Genomic DNA, 19,801 nt, shown 5'->3' with positions numbered 1-19,801 from the left:
AATAAGGTATCAAAAGCACTTGTACGTTGTATTTATAGATGAGTACCCGGATATTTTAATCAGTGACGCAAACGAGCAAATTGTATTGCATCCCATTTGGAAAGATTGGATCGTACGGATAACAAGCCCATCGGTACGTCAGCTAATGACTGTTTGTAAAGCTGACTGCAGCTTTGAAGATAGTACCACACTTCAATGATTTATAGGGAAGCTTAGATATACCTATATCCTTATCACACCATTCCACCTTTGTTCGCCACATTCATTTTCAGACCCTACAAAACAGATTTACAATACTTTATATATCATTGAATGAGTGAATCTTTTATATCAAAATAAATGCAACAATGTTGCAACTAAATAGATTTGCGGTATGTTCTATTGCTGAAAACGATAAAGCATAAAATCCATGACCACCAAAAAAATTTACGAAGTAATTATAATAGGCGGAAGCTTTGCAGGACTCTCGGCAGCAATGGCCTTGGGCAGATCGCTAAGGCAAGTATTGATAATAGACAGCAACCAACCTTGCAATCGTAAAGCTCCTCATTCACATAATTTTATCACGCAAGATGGCAAGACTCCCAAGGAAATAACCGAGGTTGCCAAGCAGCAGGTATTGAAATACAGCACGGTAAACTTTATTAACGACCTGGCTATACGCGGCAATAGAACCCACTATGGTTTTGAAATCACAACGCTGTCTGGTGAAATATTTACTTCAAAAAAATTACTCTTTGCCACAGGCGTGGTTGATCAAATGCTACCGATCGAGGGATTTTCTGAATGCTGGGGTATCTCTGTTGTGCCGTGCCCATACTGCCATGGATATGAATTCAAGAATAAAACAATCGGACTTTTGGCCAATGGTGATTTGGGATTTGAATTGAGCAGGCTGCTATATAACTGGAGCAAAGACCTCATCCTCTTCACAAATGGGAAATCATTGGTTACAAAAGAGCACACTGAAAAAATAAAAAGCCACGGTATTAAAATCAATGAAAAGGAAATCGCTGTGCTAGAACACACCAATGGAAATATAGCCAGTGTTGTTTTTAAAGATGGCTCAAAAGAAAAAGTGGACGCTATATTTGCAAGGATTTCCCACCAACAACATTGTACTATACCTCAGGAACTGGGCTGCGAAATAACGGAGCAGTCTTTCATTAAAACGGATGAGTTTGGCAAAACCAGTATTCCCGGAATCTTTGTTGCCGGTGATAACTCGAGTATTTTCAGATCTGTTTCGTTCGCGACTGCGTCAGGAACCAAAGCCGGAGCTTTTATGAATAAAGAATTTATTGAGGAGACGTTTTGAGGCTATGCCTTTCCAACCTGGTATATCGGCCGCTGGCATACCACAATAAAATTAAGAGTGATGCGTCATTGTAGACATGAATTCAATTTTATTATTGATATTCATACAAAACCTATTTTAACAATAAGGTATGCAAACCATATTAGGTTCTGGCGGAGCTATCGGAGTTGAATTAGCAAAAGCACTTGCTGAGTATACGCAAGATATAAGACTGGTAAGCAGAAAACCTGCGAAGGTAAATGCCACGGATCAACTGGTTTCTGCCGACCTACTGAATCTTGACGAAGTCCGAAAGGCTGTACAAGGATCATCTATAGTATACGTTACGGTAGGTTTCCCCTATACACTAAAAGTATGGAAAGAGAGTTGGCCTAAACTTATTCGCAATGTAATCGCGGCATGCAAAGAGTATAATGCAAAGCTGGTATTCTTCGACAACATCTATATGTACGATTCAAACTACTTGAATGGGATGACGGAAGAAACACCTATAAATCCGCCCAGTGAAAAAGGGAAACTACGGGCTACAATAGCCGAAACCATAATGAATGAAGTACGGCTCGGAAAACTTACTGCGTTGATAGCACGGTCAGCAGATTTTTATGGCCCGGCAATTCAAAATACAAGTATGCTTACCGAAACGGTTATAAAGCCTTTGGGTAAAGGAGAGAAAGCAAACTGGATGGGCGCAACAAAATTCAAACACTCCTTTACCTATACACCGGATGCAGGAAGAGCAACAGCATTACTGGGAAACACTCCGGATGCATACAACCAGGTTTGGCATTTACCAACAGCATCGAATCCGCTTACCGGAAAAGAATGGGTGGAAGCAATTGCAGTTGAAATGGGTGTCAAACCTAAATTTCGTGCCGTGCCAAAATTCATAGTAAAGATTACTGGATTATTTATACCACTGATGAAAGAACTGGCGGAAATGATGTATCAGTACGACAGAGACTATATATTTAACAGCAGCAAATTTGAAAAACGATTTGGCATAAAACCAACCTCTTATCAGCAAGGCATCGAGGACACGATCCGGTCCGGCTATAAACCTGCATAACAGACTAACTATTCAACCTTTATAAAGATCTTGGCATTCAAATCGAGAACTTGGAATTTATCAGGATCAATCAATGACATGATGGCGTCATAGAATCCGATGATTAATAGTCCTCCAGGATTAAGTGACTCATGGAATTTTTTCAGGAGCTTGCTCTTGGCTCCATTATCAAAGTATATCATCACGTTCCTACAAAAGATGATATCGAATTTTTTATTGAACTGATCTGTGATCAGGTTATGATATTCGAATGTTACGTGATCAACAAGTCCGGTATACATTCGAAAAGACCCTGCATCCTGTACTGCATAATTCTTTAGAGAGCCATATATGTTATACTCTTTATAGTTCTGCTCATATTCCTGAAATTTCATCTGGTGATATTCACCACGCTGCGCATGATCAATGGATTGCTTGCTGATATCTGTCGCCCATGCTGTAACCGGCTTCTCGTACATCGATTCCTTCAGAACAATGCCCATACTATAAATCTCTTCGCCCGTAGAACAGCCCGCATGCCAGATTGCCAAGGAAGACTTTGAGATCATCTGGTCATTCCTCAAAAGCGACTTCAACTTTCGCCAGAGAACAGGATCGCGAAATAAAGCTGTTAGTCCGACACTGATTTCGTCCATGAAGGAATAAATAAATGCGCGGTCGGAAAGAATCATTGTCCACAGCCCATGGATCGAATCTATATTAAAGATACCCATTGCACGGATGATCCTTCGCTTCAATGAAAGACGTTCATAGCAGGTAAAATCAATACCATGACGTTTAAAGATAGCCAAGGCAAGAGATTGAAGCTCTTCATCGGTGATCGTTATTGTTTCTGAAGGCTTATATAGCTTCTCACTCATACATTCCTTCGGGATCTAAGTAATCAATAGTGTTTTGACGATCGGAATTAACAGACTTCGCAAATAGATTAGGATAATTCTGATTTCGATTCTATCGTGTCAAAAACATTGAGATCCATTACCCATACAAAGTAAGGTGTTAACATAGGATATTTCTCAAAGCTAAAATGGATTGCGTTAACATATATACCTTCCGAGTCCTCTGAGAAATCGTCATAAATTATATTCATTAAACAGCAACTCTGTGGCTTTACAAGAATCGGTATATTTCCATATATATTCAGATTCAACTCATTGGAAAGCTTGGTGATAACCGAAGCGGACAGAATGTTATCCAGCTCTTTAATGAACTCTTCCTTAATGTCCATCATGGTTTCTTCCTTCGCGTACACACCACTCGAAAGCGCATCAAACTCGGAAGCATCCAGCAAAAGATAACTCTTGCCATACACATCCCCTACGATGTCAGTGGTCAACAGAAAGTTTGTGCCACTCTTCCCATTAATATTCAATCCGTGGATACTATCATCTTCCACTGCATGAAGCCCCTGGTGTAGCATGGTATAGGACGTTTCTGTGCTAATAAATTTAGAGAATGACGCGGCTGCATTCTCAAACCCATTTTCAAAAGCAATCTTTGCGCTTCCAGAAGTCTTTTTCTTTACGTGATCAGATATAGTCATAAACTCACTTTATTAAATTGATTATGATTAATAACATTTAGAATACCTGGAATATTCAAAACCAGACATACATTTCCATTTCCAAGAATAGTAACACCACTTATATAGGATATACCATCTGCAGGTTTATGAAGTGGCTTCTCTATAATTTCTTTCTGTTGCAATAATTTATCTACGATGAAGCCCATTCGTTTACCATTGAATGTAACAACGACCACTTCGATCCGTGCCTCCGGATGCAATTGTTCCAATGTTTTTACACTGTTCTTTTCATGCTTGAACAAGTCATTCAAAAATACAAGTGAGATTGTTTTCCCCAGATGTACAGAGATCAATCCATGGGCCACTGCATGTATATCTGATTTATATATTGAAATTACAGATTCTGTATAGGACAATGGTATAGCAAAAGTTTCATTGTTCAATTCGAAAAGAAGTGTTGACTTTACCGCCATGGATGACGGGAGACGCATGTAAAATGTAGTACCCTCTCCTTTTGTTGATTGTATATGAATTGTACCACCAATGGAATCAAGCGCTTTCCTTACTACATCCATTCCGACACCCCTTCCAGCAATCGCGGTAACTTCTTCCATTGTTGAAAAGCCGGGCTCGAAGATTAGCATCATGATATCGGCATCACTCCATTGTGTTGCCTCCTGATTATTGAGGAAACCTTTTTCAATTGCTTTCTTCCGAATATGCGGCATGTCAATTCCGGCACCATCATCTTGTATGGTAATAATAACAGTGTCAGATTCGCTACTTGCCTCAAGCGTAACAACTCCTTCCTCAGCTTTACCTGCCTGCTTCCGTACCTCAGGTTTTTCTATACCATGACCAACAGCATTGCGGATCAGGTGAATAAGGGAATCGCTGATCACCTGAAGTATATTTCGATCAATCTCCGTTTCAGTACCTTTTAATTTTAAGGTTACTGATTTTTGTTCTTTCGTAGCTGCATCGCGAACTATGCGATGAAATTTATTAAAAAGAAAATCAACCGGCACAAGTCTTACATCCATCACCGAATATTGCAGGTCGGATGAGATGCGGCTAAGCCGCGAGTATTCACTGGTAGTATGTCTCCCATTACCGGAAGTGATGATGCGATCACGTTCAATTATCAATTCTCCCACCAGGTTCAGCAAATTATCAAGTTTTTGAACCGGTACTTGTACCAAGTCGGAAAACGAAAATTTCAAGTCAACGCTTTCTTCATCGGATTGTTCCTCTGCTATAATATCAAGTTGACGGTCGTCCTCATCTGTTCCAGATATACTTTGAAGTATTGCCTGAGTATTTATCGTAACCGCATGATTATGCTGAGCTTCGCGAAGCAATACCTCAAGCTTTGTTTTTATACCTCTATATTTTACATCACGAGGTTCCTTTACTGCCTGGATCAACTCCCCCACTATATCCGCTGCTTTATACACAGACTTAAAAATGTCCGGAGTGATCATTATCCTTTGGTCACGGATCGCATCAAAGAGATCTTCCAGAACATGCGCTACTTCTGCAATTTTCTCATAGCCCATACCGGTAGCGTTGCCTTTTAGCGTATGCGTTATGCGAAACAATGCATGTACCGGTTTTATATCCGAAGGATTTTTTTCCAGAACCGTCAACAGCCGATTGATCTCTGTATAATTCTCTAGTGCTTCTGTCAAAAAGATTTCACGATATTCTTCTTCTTTATTGCTCATGAAAGGAAGTATAAGCTATGTATAATGAAATCCGGAATTTCTGTAATGGGCAATTGATGCGTTGCTGCACCCGATTCAAAAGCTACCTTGGGCATGCCGTAAACAACGGAAGATGCTTCATCTTGTGCGATGGTAAGACCTCGCTGTGCTTTTATTTTCGTTAATCCTACCGTGCCATCTCTACCCATGCCTGTCAACACAATTGCCATTGCGCGGTGTCTGTATATTTCTGCGATAGATTCAAAAAGGCAATCAATCGAAGGATTATTAAATTCTTTATATATATCCTTCACAAACCTGACTGCCGGTTTTTGATGTTCATTTCTATAGACGCGAATATTAGAAGTACCTGGTGCCAGGTAAACATGATTAGGATGCAAAATTTCTCCATCGGTCACAACTGAAACATTGATTACGGATGTCTCATTCAGGCGGCTTGCAAAGGACTCAATGAAAGACTCCGGCATATGTTGCGCTATAATAATCGGTACATCTATAGTCTGGGGTAAATTATGAACTATATGTTCAATTGCCTTCGGGCCACCGGTAGATACACCGATCGCTATAATATCGTATTGGGGTAGAGCTGATGAAGTATATTCGGCTACATTGCTTACACCTGTGTCGTGAGTAAAGTCAAGATCGCTTCCCTGGCTTGCCTTGTATACAAGTGTTTTCAGACGCGGATATCCATTGGAGATTTCTTGCTCCTGCGGTTTCTCTAAAAAGGCAAAAGCGCCTTCCTGTAAAGCATCAAATATTTGTGGGTCTGTGCGTTGAAGTGAGCTGATTAAAATAATAGGCAAGGGCATATCTTTCATAAGCGCTTTCACGACAAATAGCCCATCGTAAAGCGGCATAATCATATTTGTAATGACAACATCAGGCTTCAACGCCTTTGCTTTTGCAACACCGTCACGTCCGTTACTCGCAGTAGCTAGTAGATTGATTCTACTATCTTCACGAAGCAAGTCAGAAAGTATGATGCGCATAAGCCCGGAGTCGTCAATTAAAAGCGTATTGATTTTCTTTTTGCTCACGTTTAATTAAAGCGCGTGAAAGGTTTGCAATAGCTGCTCCGTTGTAAAAGGCTTTACTATATAGGCAATGGCGCCCAGGCTGAGTTCCTCCTGAATAACAGACTCCTGCCCTACCGCACTAATCATAATTATCTTGGAGGATAGTCCTTCCGCGCGGTATACTTTAAGGATATCGCTGCCGAGCATATCCGGAAGAATATTATCGAGTGTTATGATATCGGGGTTAAGATCAAATGCCATATCTATAGCCTGCTCACCACTGGCTGCCTGGCCGACAACTGTATATCCGCCTTGCTCAAGCGCGTCTTTGATAATGGTTCTCATATAAAGTGAGTCATCAACTACTAAAACATTTTTACTCATACAGGGTGTCGTTTACTTTAAATCTTATAAAATTCATGTGTAGAGGTAGAAATAATAAGCTCTTGAGTAACGCTGTTAAAACGGACCGATCGCGATACATTTCCGCCCAGGTCGGTTGCTGCTATATATATTTTTCTTGCCTGAAGCAGTTGTACCACTGAAAGAGCATTCTGCTCTCCAATAGCATTTTCATGCGATAGTATACTCGAACCTCCTGTAACTTTTGCGCGCAGCCGGTTAAGGTTACCTCCTTTACTTTGAACTTTCTGCAGCATCTGCTCCAGCAATTCATCCGCGCCCTTCATGTCTATGCCTGTCGTTCCGCCTGGTAAGGGAATATGTACACCACCGGAAACTTTCTTAATTCTATCGGTAACAAATAATCCGATGCAGGAGCCGAGGCCAAAGCAAACAAGTTCTACAGGCTTTGCTGATACAGCAATATCATTGATATTTAGTATATGGGACATCATATAGAAATAGTTTGTTTTTTAAAAATCTGTTGTTCTTCCTGCTGACTGAGTACCTTGAAAATATCAATCATGATGATTAGTCTTTTATCGAGTTTAACAATGCCTTTGATATAGGACTGCTCAACATTACCATCACCTGTAAAGATAAAATCCTCAACAGCACTCGAAGATATAGTAAGTGTATTGGGAACCTCTTTTACGAGCACACCCATTTTATACTCGTTACTGTCAATAACAAGTGTAAAGTTATTATTAGACGGCATCGTTTCTTCTGTCTTTTGCAATCCGAATTTTTGCTCCAGGTCCAGGATCGCGATAATGTTCCCGCGAATGTTTGCCACACCTTTAATGAATGCAGGTTTTTGAGGAACACGCGTAATGGTTGGCGTGATCACGACTTCCTTTATCTGATCAATGCTTATACCATATTCTTCGTCACCGAGACGGAATACTACAATTTGAAAAGTACTCGCGTACCCACTGGTTTGATTATTCTCTTCTTGTGCTCTTGTACTCATACGCCAATTAAATCAGACTATATATAGTATATTCTTATAAAACCGTTATTTCGTAAGCTTGAATTGCTGAATACCAGCCTGAAGCTCTGCAGCAACAGCCGCGAGTTCATCACCTGCTCTTGAAATTTCCTGCATGCCATTATTCATTTGCTGGCTTGAGCCCGCAACCTGTTGGGTACCCGCAGCAGTTTCTTCCGCCACCACTACAATCTGTTCTATATTTTTCACTACACTATCAATGGCACCCTTCTGACCGGACGCAGCATCCAGAATATCTTTTGAAAAACCAAAGGTCTCTTCTGTAGACTTTGTTATCTCCTGGAATATACGTTCTGATTCTTCCGTTGCCTGCGTGCCTTCCTTTACACTGGCTTCCATGGTTTCTATAGCTTTGCCGGCAGCATGAGTGTCTTTCTGCACATCACTGATGATCTTCTCAATCTCCACTGCAGATTTACGAGAATCTTCTGCGAGCTTGCGTATCTCTTCCGCTACAACTGCAAAACCACGCCCTGCATCACCTGCACGTGCAGCTTCAATAGCAGCATTCAATGCGAGTAAATTAGTTTGGCTCGCGATGTCTGTGATCACACGCAACGTACGGCCTATCTCTTCAGAACGTTTTGTCAATACACTAATGGATTGAGCCGTGAGACTTGCAGACTCCTTTATACCATTCATATTCTTCACTAAATGCTTTACAGTCTTTAGTCCAGAATTAGAACTTTCCATACCGCGTTCAGCAGCTTTGTTAATGAAGCCTGCTTTATTTTCCATGCCTGCAGCTGAGTTCATAACATGATTTGCAAGCTTCGATGATTCATCTGTACGCTGCGCCTGGTCTTGCGCGCCTTTCGCCATCTGACTCATTGCCGATGCAACTTCCGTTGTATTACGTTTCATTTCTTCAGTCTTCTTTTGCAGAAGATCTGATGATTTTGAAACAACATCTGAACCCTGACTAATATTACTTAACACCGAAGTAAGATTATCGAGTGTCTTGTTAATCTCTTGTGTGAGCCCACCGTTGTCTACTGATATATCACAGCGAAGTGCCAGGTTGCCACCGGCCATTGCTTTAATGACACGAATTACTTCGGTCATATCCAATGCAAACTTTACAACTTTAAAAGGCCGGCCGTTCAGATCAAGTATAGGATTATAGGATGCCTGCAGATATACTTCCCTACCATACTTGTCAATGCGCGAATATGTACCTACAAAAAATTCTCCACGTCCCAAGCGGGTCCATATATCTTTATACTCTTCACTTCTGGCATACGCCTGATCGACAAACATACGATGATGACGTCCTACGATCTCATTTAGCGAGTATCCTCCCATTGCTGCCAGGAAATTATCATTTGCTGTGATGATGGTGCCGTCCATATTATACTCGATCACCGCGTTTGATTTTCCAATCGCATCCAACTGCCCCTGGTAATCACCATTCTTAAATTTCTGAACGCTGACATCCACACCGATCTTAATGACCTTTACGACTTCACCGGTCGCATCTTTTACAGGAGTATAACTTGCCTGGATCCATACATCTGATCCATCTTTTGCAACACGTTTAAATTCACCGGTCCGTGCTTTACCTTTACGAAGGTCTTCCCAGAAGTGCTCATACTCTTTCGACCGGACAAAACTATCTTCACAAAATATACGGTGATGCTTTCCAACGATATCTTCCTGTCGATACTTCATCGCCTCCAGGAATAGATCGTTCGCTTTTACAATCGTGCCATCGGTTTTGAACTCTATAAATGCATTGGTCGTGTTGATGGCATCCAGCTGTCCTTCGGATTCTATCTGCGATTTTTTCAGTTCTTCTTCCTTGAGTACTTGCTCGGTAATATCATACCGTACTCCTATATATTTGATTGGTTTCCCGTTCGGTCCAAGAATTGGCGCGATCAACGCATCAACCCAATATGGACTGCCATCTTTTTTCCTGTTCTTGATTACACTTCTGAATATTTTGCCTCTGCCTATTGTAGCCCAAAGTTCTTTGAATACTGCCTTCGGGGTATCCGGATGACGAAACATACTGTGTGGTTGGCCAATACATTCTTCACGGGTATATTGAGACACTTCACAAAGCTTGTCGTTCACAAAGATTATATCACCTTTCAGATCGGCTTCTGAAACAATACAAGCTATATTGATTTGCGCCATGCGAGCGTCCAGTTCACGCTGCATCTGCTCCATCTTTAAAATGGATTCACTATCCTCCGTCATTGCAAAATTCGTATCCATGTCTTTTTTATTTTCAAAGCTTGTTATGTCATCAATTGGATTTGCCGGAACTGCCGTTGGCAATACAGATTCCTTTCTTAGATTTTTACCTAGAGCCATAGTGGTTATTTCAATGTTAGTTGTATCGCTTTTAAAAACTCTTTCGAAAATTTGATATAGTCTTGTGCGCTCGTTGAAGACGGCGCATACTGAATAACACTGGATCCAAAAGAAGGCGCTTCCGATGCCTTTACATTGGAGCGGATATAGCTCTCGAAAATTTTGAGTTTGTAATTCGTATTTATATAGGACACAATTTCTGTGTTCAGATTCTTACGCATATCTACCAATACAGGAAGTACGCCAAGTATAGATAAACCTGGATGAAGTGTCCCCTGTATCTTGGAAATTGAATTGAGGATCAGATCAAGTCCACGCACTGACAATACTTCAAGCTGGAGCGGAATCAGTATACTATCGGATGCGCATAAAGCATTTACCGTAAGAAGTGAAAGCGAAGGCGGGCAGTCCATCAATATAAAATCATACTTATCAACCGCAGGTTGCAGTGCATTCCTTAGCAAAAAATACCGATTATCTATTTTAGATAGAGCGAGTTCTACGTCCGCCAGCTTCGTGTTACCGGGTAAAAGATCCATACCTTCACACGATACAAGTGCATCCTCCAATGTCGCTTCTTCAAACAAAACATCGCTTAACGTTGCACTTGCATCAGCTGCACCCAGCGAATAGCTTAGATTACCTTGTGCATCAAGATCTACCAACAAAATACGGTATCCTTTCAATGCCAGGGCCGCCCCCAGATTTAAGGTTGTAGTAGTTTTACCGGTTCCTCCTTTATGATTGACAATCGAGATGATCATCGGTTCTGTTTTAGTTTCATTCCGAGATCAAAAGTCATCAATCGATATCAATCTATATTTATCCTAACCACTGTAATAACATATTGTAAGTTTTAAAATCATTTTTGCTAAAAGACATAGAATTATAAGTCTTAATACACGTAGTGACCTCCGTATTTTCACTTATCTATATACCCGTAGTCGATACAGAGGCGCAATACGATTGCTTAAAAAATTACTTTTTGCAGTTTTATCAAATTTCTAAAACTTCGTCTGGCTCCGCCTCCAATACTATAATTGTAAAATATTGAAAGACTTATCTGTTCCCCTACAGTAAGTTTAAGGTCCTATAGTCAATTAAAAACATAGACATTCAGATCAGCTAATAAAACCGCTTCCTGACATTAAGCATCACCTATAATTAGGTATATATCAAACATAAAAGCTAACATGGATCGACATGGCTCTTTGTGATGCCATCGGGACATTGTACTTTATTTTATTGCAGGACCTTTAGTCTCAACAATGCTTCGATATAATAGTAATCAGCATAAATAATGGATGCATCAACCTCCGTTCCATTAGGCCGATGACCTGTTGAATGAAGAAGAAATGATGCGTTACGATTACGGCTCTGGTATTGCTCCGATGAAAGGATATATAGCATTCGTGTTGCCTTTTCCTGATAGTAATCGCTCTTAGACTTCGGAACATACCTTGCAAGTTCAAGCAAAGCCGATGCAGTAATGGCTGCGGCCGAAGCATCGCGAGTCTCATGAGGAATACGAGGCGCATTAAAATCCCAGTACGGAATATCGTCTGCCGGTAAATGAGACAAGTATACATCTATCACCGCTTGTACAAAATCGAGAAATCTGCGATCCTTCGTTTCACGATATACCATTGTAAATCCATAAATAGCCCAGGCCTGTCCACGAGCCCACATACTTTCATCTGAAAATCCCTGGTGCGTCATACCTTTAATTTTCTCCCCGGTAAGGGTATCATAGAGTACAACATGGTAAGACGTATAGTCAGGACGGAAATGATTTTTCATGGTCGTCTCTGCGTGACGAACAGCTATATCATACAATGATTTATCACCGCCATGCTTGCTGGCCCAGAATAATAATTCAAGATTAATCATATTATCGATGATCGTATTGTGCGGCCATCCTTTTTCCTTCACCATTCCGGGCCACGATCGGATGGTTCCGGCTGCTTCATTATATAGCGTTGCCAACGTATCGGCTGTACGAAGAATTATTTCTTTATAGGAAGTATCTTGTATAAGACGATAGCCGTTACCGAAGCTTGAAAACATTTGGAACCCAAGATCATGATCCATTGCCCTGCGTTGTGATAAAGGTGCGAGCATCCGGGTATATCTATCCGCTTCTACCCTCCATTGTTCATCGCCAGTGGCTTCGTAAATATACCACAGCGTACCAGGCCAAAAGCCGCTTGTCCAATCTTCGATGGGTACATATCGCCAGGAAGATTTATCATGGTCGATACTACGAGGCATCAAAGCTCCGCCAGGAATTTGGAGTAATGTTTTACGAGCCTGATCCACGCAGTAATCAAGATTCTCGTTTACATCCAAGGATGCGTCATTCCTGTACTTAATCCATGCGGCACTGGTTAGCGCCAAAAGAATCATTAAACCGGCCATCAGTATATATCGTTTTAACATGCTCCGTCTTGCAGCTTGTTCACTTACCATACTTGTAACCATTACATCTTTCATATTCAATATATAAGCTGCTTATACCCACATTAACATAGACCAAAAAATAGCTATCATCAAGATCATCGATCGCTTTTTGCAGTTTCATCCAGAACAATTTTCAACTTTCCTTTTGTATATATAGGGGACGTGTTCACGTCATTCACCCGTAAGACAGTTGGCTTTTTGTTCGCAAGCAACTTTACATTAATTATTGGCTGCCCTTGTAAATGAACATTTAGTTTACCATCATCATGTTGCACCGACATAAATACTTTGGAAAGTGAGTGAACGATTACCTTTTCATCTTTTCGTAAAAAACTTCCGTTGCTTACAAAATATTCTGTAGCATCGTCAGGATTACCAGTATCGGATTTTTCTGGAAATGTAATTACCAACATATACGCATCGGTTTCCCAACCATTCATTGTATTGATACTGTTCCGGTGCATTAATCTTCCATCTGCCAACAGGTTAAAGTATATATAAGTCACCTCCTCGCCTTGTGTTATCTTCACCCCGATCATATCCTTGCCTTCCAGTTTTTCAAGTATAGGAAGGTTGGTTCGACCAGCTGCTCCACTGGCACCGGAAGAACCTGTAAATGTTTTTATAGGTTTGTTTGCATCATCCAGCAACAGGATGGCGGTTATAAATTTAGTCTGGCGTGAAGGCTCCGCTGGAGATATAGCATAATAGGTAATCTTTGTTTTTGCATCGCGATCTTTTATGCCGACTCTTTCTTCCAGTTTCATTTTCTCCGGAAAATCATGCGGGTAGCCTGTGGGTAGCATCTCTGGGAATAAAGGACGTACTAATACAGAAGCAGAATCACAGGTAATCTCCAAATCAGGACCTTTCTGCTTTACATCCTTCTCAGCATGCAGAAGCCATTCAAATTTACCAGGCTCATACGTCTTTACATCGTCTATTACAAGAATGACATTACCGACCCAGAGGAAATTCCTGTAGTTCCTCAGGAAAAAATGCGATGTAGGACCGGTTGCATCGGCGAGTATATATTTAAGTTTACCTGCATCGATCAGATTATACAATCGTCCAGGGTTTTTAACGGCATGATACTGGTCTTGTGAGTCCTGTGCCTGACCGTTAAACAACATCACGTTGTGTGCTTCACTTCGAACAAAGTAACTGCTATACTCGGGCAATCCGTAATTCACATCACCCCCATCGATCAATAGATTTTTTCCGCGGTGGTACAGCACGAAGGAACCAGCATCAGCATGTGCGTGATTCCAGGTATAGCCACATTTAATTCCAAGCAGTGTTGCATTCTTATTCCAAGATGAGCGCAGCATCGCCCAGCCCATATCACTATATATAGCCGATGGAGGCAGAGCTGGCACAGAAATCTTATTATCATAATCGGGTTCGAGCACCAAACCTACAGGAGAAGTAATATCTCTGCTTACACTGTTTTTTACTTCTTGCAAGTACCATTGGTATTGCTCTTTTTTATACCCGAGGGCGAGCATAAGTTTGATAGGCTTCACGCCCGTAGCAAAAGGATTTGAGTCACCAAAGTTCAATGACATCATACGATTGGAATTTGGATAACATCCGTTGATAAACCAGTCCGCTGTTTTTTCAAGCATCACGTCATACGGCATTTTCACTGCACCAAATGCATGGGTATATGCAAGACGAAAGTATAGATACTCGGACATTCCGAAATCAGCATAGCTTATACTTTCATAGAAACCTCCAGCAGCATCGAAGTTCGAAGGTTTATTTTCCAAAACACTTCCTGAAAAAGCAAACCATTCCTTGCTGGCTTGCATAATGGTGTGAGCCCATTCCGTTGCTTCGGGAATTTCCTGTCTGACCGCGATGGACGCAACGCCAGCCATATACGCACAGGCGCTCCACCAATTGTGTCCCATCGAGTTCAGGGAATGAATTCGTTTGTCTTCTGAAATCCAGTCATCGAGCAACGGCTTAATGCCAAGCTGTAAAATCCCCTGTGCTATCTGCTTTCGATCAGCCGGGGTCAGGTATACATATATACAATCAAAGGCCACCGCTGCGGAAAAGCATGTATGTGCAGTATTAAGTCCGGAATTCCAACGCGGTGTCCGATCATCCATTCCATCCCACTGCTTCCGGTCAATCAACTGCAATAAGTTGCTACGGGCAGCCACTGCATATTTCACATCACCGGTCATACACCAGGCCAGGCTTAACACCTCTATATTTGCCTCTTTACTTTCTGCCAACAAGCGATCCACTTTGGTTTTCATGTCACTCCAGGCACGGGCAATCGCGGTATCTTTCTTTATTGTTTCCTGCAAGTGTTGAACGCGATCTTTTGTAAAGAACAAGAACGGATGCCCGGCCTGTCGATCTTGTGAGATTGCAGGTATAAACACTACATATAGTAACAAAAGGGTAAGGTATATTTTATAGCGCGAACACATTCGGGTCTGGATTTAATAAATTACTTCAGAGGTTAGACATTCGTGATCTACAAATTGAAAATCATGCTTATGCTTACTTACTTCCATTTTTTTCATAAAGCACAAGCGTCTTCTTAGGGCCAATCTTTATGGACTGGACCTTCTTTATACTTACATGCGTTGACAGATTGATCGCATTTTTAAAATGCTCGGGAACGGTAAGTGTATATGTTTTATTGTCAGACATATTCATAGCAATCAGGTAGCCGCCATATTCAAGAATATAGAAGCCTGCTCGCCCTGCATAGCTATTCTCTTCACCTTGCTTGTATACTATACCTGCCGGAATTTTTGCGATCGGAAGTTTTTCACCTGCGTGGGCAGAATGCAGGTCGCCAGGATATTGATGTCCTCCATTGCCAAAACCAAAATCAACGTGATCAGGCCGACTATATACCAAACCGCTGGGTTCAAACTCCGTCTTCTGCTGTACTATAGCAACGCGGTCAAATAGCGGTGTTATGTAGTGAACGCGCGCCAGGTTGTTAACCGCATGCCGTGCTCTCCAGTAGAGGGATGTGTAGAGTATATCATCACCGTTCTTTATAGCCACTACACCATCCTCTTCGTCAGACCACACCAGGTCAGGCTGATCAAATGACATTGGCAAACGATATATACTCTGTGGTTGTGTCCGAATTGTTTCATACTGATCGGGGATCGGCAACAGGCTTTGTGTAACCCGAAGATTTGCACTGGTCGCCATTTTATCTTCAACCGATTTAAAGAACTGGTTATCCTCTAACATCTGCTGTGCATATCCTATAGATTGTTGATCCATCGTGGCAACCACGGAAAGAAATGGTGATGCATCCCACCCCTGGCGTTCAGTATAGGTAACGTCTCCGGGATAGTGTGTATCGCGCCAGCCAATGATCGTTTCGATGCGCATGGCTTTATTACCCTCGGCATCCACCGTTGGATATCGAAACATTGCGCGCGCCTTTGCCATTCTGACAAGCTGCTCTTTTATTTTAAAATCCCCTGATGAAAGATCATTCGCCTTGCAGGTAGCAATATATATTTGCGTTACCCAGTCCAGTACCTCACCGTAATAGCCAACATAACCCAGCTCCTTTGTAAGGCCTTTATCGGTAAGCTGATAATACTGATCACCCAACGGTTTTTCAGGACCATGATCAGTATCACTGCCGAGCCACGGTTGCAATCCTATAGCTTCATATATATACCGAAGTGCTTCACCTTCAGAAAAGGCTCTCGTTGCATCAAGTCTTGCGAGACACTTGTTGCTTAGGTATAGATTCATGTCTATAATCATCGACTGATTAGTATACTGTCGCCTGTGTGTTCGTAAATATTCGCGACTCGCCAGGAGCATTTCTGCCCAGGCGGCTTTCCTGTTGATTGTATTCCCAAGGCTATCCGTTATCGACTCCTGCCATGTTGGAGCAAGTTGCTCCTCCAATAAAAGAACAGCGCTGCCAATCGTTCCGAAACCAAACCAGTCAGGATTATATTGATGCGGATCGTATGTTACCAACTTCGGATCTTTACGGTTTCTCCAGAAGAATGCGTCAATGGAGTAAACAACGCGCGGCAGAACAGTTTGATTATGATAAGCCGTTGTCCAGCGAACATGCCACGCTTTCGCCAGGAAAAATATTTCCTGCTGCGTCAATGGATAAGTACCCTTCAGTAATGCGTCAATATTTTTATTGACCCGGTCTTTCAGTTTCACCAGTATAGCTTCACCCGGTTCTTTTCGTAGCGTGGGCTTTGGTGTAGTGCCTTGCTTCTCTTGAGAAGGTGGTATAAAATAATTATTCGTATGTATATATAGGCGATAGATACCACAGCTTGACTTCTCCATGTTTTTCTGGTATTGCTCGAAGGTTTGTCCGTAACGCCAGGCAGGTCCGCGACTGCGAATCTCAAAGTTCAATTCACTTCTGCCTTTGGTCAGTGAAATCGGCAATGGACTTGTATTATAAAAAAAACGATCCTTATAAGCAGGCGCTTCATCGCCCAGATATAGTACATCATAATCTCCTAAATGATTATACCCGATTTGTTTACCTTCACAAGACAGTACTAGTGAATTCGGGTTCGCTTCGGAGCCCCAGAATTTAGCCGTGAAGTAATTCTGTTTCTCAGGATCTACCTTCATCGTGAATGTGATCTTGCCTCCTTCCCAATAGGCAGTCTCAGGAGGTAAGAGAATTCGTGCGGGTTCATTCAGCGCACCAATAATCGCTTCGCTTCTTACCCCTTTCAATGCGTGAACTTTCTCAGAAGCTGCCTCTCCGGTGATGATCGTATCGGCAATCTTGTACTGCGCGGAAACGCAAATAGAAATATTGCTTAATATTACCAACAACAGCGTCTTTACAGTATACATTTCTTTGGTAGAGATCATCGGTACTTTGCTTTAAACTATCCTTGTGCCTAATCCTCAAAAGACTCCTATAACACAAATTTTAATGTTCTAAAATTGCTGATACGAGGAGAAAAGGCGTATTAATTATGGCTCAAAGGCGATAAATCATAAACCAAATCATACATTTCAATCGTTTCAAACAACACACTCCGGAATTGGCACAGAATAATATCCAAAAGCATTTCTTCAGACTTTCGTGAAAACGAAACAAGCCACCGATTTCTTCAGTGGCTTGTTTATATACCTGAAGCATTTTACTTCATCGTTGTAGTGCAAAATGTTTTAAACTTCCGGCTTCTATTATGGGATTTATGTAGTCAGGATAAATTGCAAAATGTTTTCAACATAAATCAATACGTCAATTTTAGAAATGAAACAGCTTGTGCCGGCAATGTAAAATGTATAGAGGCTTCGCCTTTTTTGGTTGTTATCCATTGAGGTGACTGTAACAACTGTAATTGTCCTGCTTTTTCAAGAATTTGATATTGCTCATCAGTAACGGCTTGAGGCGATCCCATTTTTTTCCAGACTTCATACGAATTACTGTGATCCTGGTCGATTCGATAATGATTCAATAAAACTTTACCAGCAGGAATGTTCTGTATCGTAATAGTAACCGGTATATTTTCCCGGGGAACATCGGCATCGTGATAATTCCAGATCATGACGGATGTTGAATTTTTATCAACTGTGGCGAGCGCATGTATATCTGCGACATTCCCACGGACACTGGTCTTTACTATACTGTCAAGCGGAATCTCCATGGGATTTATAATCTTTACCCGGTTGCCGGACATCATTCCATACATGCGAAAAACATTCAACACTGGTTTATCTATACCATTCGTGGCGAGATCTCTGAATCCATCGAACCAGCGTTGATTTTCAAATTCAAACGACCAACTTATAGCACCCTCCAAATTTACGCTATACTTGTCCGCGAGATCGTATAGTCTTGCAAAAGAAGACGCGGTATAGCTTGAATACATTGTTCCATTGCGATATGCATTCTCTGGATTCGTGGTCATGCCACAGGCTGCACATCCTTCGGGATCGAACTCAGTAAGAAGTAGAGGTAAATGCTTAAACGGTGAAGCATTTACAATTTCAAAACCTTTCGCAGCATCGTTTAATTCCGGAGACATATTCATGCGCACATGTCCATCGATGACCTTCGGACTTCCCTTTCCGTGGAAGCTGATGAAGTCCAGGGGAGATCCCTTCTTTCCGGTTGCATAATTTTTCCCATCTGAACAATGCTGTAAAAAGCTTTTCAGATAAGCAGCTGCTTTATCCCAGCCCGGACCGGTTGTAGAGGGCCCGCCTATACGTGCCTCGGGGAGCGCATGCTTTACACCATTCGCTGCGTGGTCATATAGCCTGAAATACTCCTCCGGTGTACCCTTCCAGTATCCTATATTTGGTTCATTCCATACTTCCCACCACCAGCTTTTTACTTCCGCCTGGCCATACCGTTGTATAGAGTGCTTCACCCACTCATATATCAGTGTTTCCCATTTTTTATAATCTCTTGGAGGATACGCCCAGCCGGTATATACTTTATTGTAGTCCATGCCAGGCTTCCATTCGTGCCGGTAGGGCTTGGGTTGTACAGACAATGCCTCTGGCATAAAGCCAATTTCTACAATGGGTTTCATTCCGCGACTCACATACGTGTCCATGATGCTGTCCACAAGATTCCAGGTATAAACTGGATTTCCTTGCGCATCTTCGGTATAGGCGTTGGTGGATCCCCATTTTAATGCTGCCGTCCCATCACCGGTTGTCAAGAGGTTATGGGCGCGTACATATACCGGCACCGGGCTAAGTGCTGCCAGCTCGCTGAGCAATTTCTTGCCATCGCGCATATAGGTATAATTAGGCTCATCATATCCAAAGTATGCCCATATCGGCCGCAGTGGTTTACCCTGCTGGCGAAGATCCATTGTAATCTGTCTGTTGGATGGCTGTGCCAAAGATATACCGCACGAAAATATAAGTGCCAGTAACCCCGTTAATAGTATGTTATGTAAAAGCTTGTTATTCATAGCAGCAGTTTAATG

Annotated in this window: 15 protein-coding genes; 2 read left to right on the top strand and 13 right to left on the bottom strand. The window is 41.8% G+C overall.

The genetic code is table 11. The features are described from left to right. The first annotated feature begins 409 nt into the window (after positions 1–409). Both B5Y40_RS07075 and B5Y40_RS07070 read left to right on the top strand, forming a co-directional pair. On the top strand, positions 410–1,318 hold the full coding sequence (locus tag B5Y40_RS07075; protein WP_079685976.1) for an NAD(P)/FAD-dependent oxidoreductase: 909 nt from the start codon (positions 410–412) through the stop codon (positions 1,316–1,318). A 130-nt stretch (positions 1,319–1,448) separates the two neighbouring features. Beyond that, positions 1,449–2,384: an NAD-dependent epimerase/dehydratase family protein gene (locus tag B5Y40_RS07070; protein WP_079685975.1), complete on the top strand. Its 936-nt coding sequence runs from the start codon at positions 1,449–1,451 to the stop codon at positions 2,382–2,384. Between the two features lie 8 nt (positions 2,385–2,392). On the opposite strand, the gene B5Y40_RS07065 is transcribed toward B5Y40_RS07070, so the two are convergent. The 13 genes from B5Y40_RS07065 to B5Y40_RS07005 form a co-directional block, all read right to left on the bottom strand. Beyond that, positions 2,393–3,244: a CheR family methyltransferase gene (locus B5Y40_RS07065; protein WP_079685974.1), complete on the bottom strand. Its 852-nt coding sequence runs from the start codon at positions 3,242–3,244 to the stop codon at positions 2,393–2,395. A 68-nt stretch (positions 3,245–3,312) separates the two neighbouring features. Then, the gene (locus B5Y40_RS07060; RefSeq protein ID WP_079685973.1) at positions 3,313–3,927 is read right to left on the bottom strand and encodes a hypothetical protein; all 615 of its coding nucleotides are present in this window, start codon (positions 3,925–3,927) and stop codon (positions 3,313–3,315) included. Continuing rightward, positions 3,924–5,636, bottom strand: coding sequence for a chemotaxis protein CheA (locus B5Y40_RS07055; RefSeq protein ID WP_079685972.1), 1,713 nt, complete (start codon positions 5,634–5,636; stop codon positions 3,924–3,926). The genes B5Y40_RS07060 and B5Y40_RS07055 overlap by 4 nt, the downstream gene beginning before the upstream one ends. Next, entirely contained in the window at positions 5,633–6,676 is a 1,044-nt protein-coding gene (gene cheB, locus B5Y40_RS07050) for a chemotaxis-specific protein-glutamate methyltransferase CheB (RefSeq protein WP_079685971.1), read from the bottom strand. The genes B5Y40_RS07055 and cheB overlap by 4 nt, the downstream gene beginning before the upstream one ends. 6 nt (positions 6,677–6,682) lie before the next feature. Then, on the bottom strand, positions 6,683–7,039 hold the full coding sequence (locus tag B5Y40_RS07045) for a response regulator (protein ID WP_079685970.1): 357 nt from the start codon (positions 7,037–7,039) through the stop codon (positions 6,683–6,685). 17 nt (positions 7,040–7,056) lie between these two features. Then, a complete protein-coding gene (locus tag B5Y40_RS07040; protein ID WP_079685969.1) occupies positions 7,057–7,512 on the bottom strand; it encodes a chemotaxis protein CheD in 456 nt (151 codons plus the stop codon). After that, entirely contained in the window at positions 7,509–8,030 is a 522-nt protein-coding gene (locus tag B5Y40_RS07035; protein ID WP_079685968.1) for a chemotaxis protein CheW, read from the bottom strand. The genes B5Y40_RS07040 and B5Y40_RS07035 overlap by 4 nt, the downstream gene beginning before the upstream one ends. 45 nt (positions 8,031–8,075) lie before the next feature. Then, positions 8,076–10,391, bottom strand: coding sequence for a methyl-accepting chemotaxis protein (locus B5Y40_RS30060; RefSeq protein WP_079685967.1), 2,316 nt, complete (start codon positions 10,389–10,391; stop codon positions 8,076–8,078). Positions 10,392–10,396: 5 nt separating this feature from the next. Next, the gene (locus B5Y40_RS07025; protein ID WP_079685966.1) at positions 10,397–11,155 is read right to left on the bottom strand and encodes a ParA family protein; all 759 of its coding nucleotides are present in this window, start codon (positions 11,153–11,155) and stop codon (positions 10,397–10,399) included. 478 nt (positions 11,156–11,633) lie between these two features. Continuing rightward, entirely contained in the window at positions 11,634–12,884 is a 1,251-nt protein-coding gene (locus B5Y40_RS07020; protein WP_245840488.1) for a glycoside hydrolase family 88 protein, read from the bottom strand. A gap of 62 nt (positions 12,885–12,946) precedes the next feature. Further along, positions 12,947–15,301: a heparinase II/III domain-containing protein gene (locus B5Y40_RS07015; protein WP_079685965.1), complete on the bottom strand. Its 2,355-nt coding sequence runs from the start codon at positions 15,299–15,301 to the stop codon at positions 12,947–12,949. Positions 15,302–15,374: 73 nt separating this feature from the next. Beyond that, positions 15,375–17,717 carry a hypothetical protein gene (locus tag B5Y40_RS07010; RefSeq protein WP_079685964.1) on the bottom strand — a complete coding sequence of 781 codons (2,343 nt, stop codon included), beginning with the start codon at positions 17,715–17,717 and terminating at the stop codon, positions 15,375–15,377. 371 nt (positions 17,718–18,088) lie between these two features. Next, positions 18,089–19,786 (bottom strand): GH39 family glycosyl hydrolase, encoded by a 1,698-nt coding sequence (locus B5Y40_RS07005; protein WP_079685963.1) that lies wholly within the window; start codon positions 19,784–19,786, stop codon positions 18,089–18,091. Between the last annotated feature and the right edge of the window lie 15 nt (positions 19,787–19,801).

This window comes from Ohtaekwangia koreensis (genome assembly GCF_900167975.1).
Lineage (GTDB): Bacteria > Bacteroidota > Bacteroidia > Cytophagales > Cyclobacteriaceae > Ohtaekwangia > Ohtaekwangia koreensis.
Note: the sequence above shows the minus strand (reverse complement) of the source record. Positions and strands in the feature narration are given on the sequence as shown.

Coding starts and splice junctions, on each gene's coding strand:
- B5Y40_RS07075 (WP_079685976.1), top strand. CDS start 410: ATGACCACCAAAAAAATTTACGAAGTAATTATAATAGGCGGAAGCTTT.
- B5Y40_RS07070 (WP_079685975.1), top strand. CDS start 1,449: ATGCAAACCATATTAGGTTCTGGCGGAGCTATCGGAGTTGAATTAGCA.
- B5Y40_RS07065 (WP_079685974.1), bottom strand. CDS start 3,244: ATGAGTGAGAAGCTATATAAGCCTTCAGAAACAATAACGATCACCGAT.
- B5Y40_RS07060 (WP_079685973.1), bottom strand. CDS start 3,927: ATGACTATATCTGATCACGTAAAGAAAAAGACTTCTGGAAGCGCAAAG.
- B5Y40_RS07055 (WP_079685972.1), bottom strand. CDS start 5,636: ATGAGCAATAAAGAAGAAGAATATCGTGAAATCTTTTTGACAGAAGCA.
- B5Y40_RS07045 (WP_079685970.1), bottom strand. CDS start 7,039: ATGAGTAAAAATGTTTTAGTAGTTGATGACTCACTTTATATGAGAACC.
- B5Y40_RS07040 (WP_079685969.1), bottom strand. CDS start 7,512: ATGATGTCCCATATACTAAATATCAATGATATTGCTGTATCAGCAAAG.
- B5Y40_RS07035 (WP_079685968.1), bottom strand. CDS start 8,030: ATGAGTACAAGAGCACAAGAAGAGAATAATCAAACCAGTGGGTACGCG.
- B5Y40_RS30060 (WP_079685967.1), bottom strand. CDS start 10,391: ATGGCTCTAGGTAAAAATCTAAGAAAGGAATCTGTATTGCCAACGGCA.
- B5Y40_RS07025 (WP_079685966.1), bottom strand. CDS start 11,155: ATGATCATCTCGATTGTCAATCATAAAGGAGGAACCGGTAAAACTACT.
- B5Y40_RS07020 (WP_245840488.1), bottom strand. CDS start 12,884: ATGAAAGATGTAATGGTTACAAGTATGGTAAGTGAACAAGCTGCAAGA.
- B5Y40_RS07015 (WP_079685965.1), bottom strand. CDS start 15,301: ATGTGTTCGCGCTATAAAATATACCTTACCCTTTTGTTACTATATGTA.
- B5Y40_RS07010 (WP_079685964.1), bottom strand. CDS start 17,717: ATGATCTCTACCAAAGAAATGTATACTGTAAAGACGCTGTTGTTGGTA.
- B5Y40_RS07005 (WP_079685963.1), bottom strand. CDS start 19,786: ATGAATAACAAGCTTTTACATAACATACTATTAACGGGGTTACTGGCA.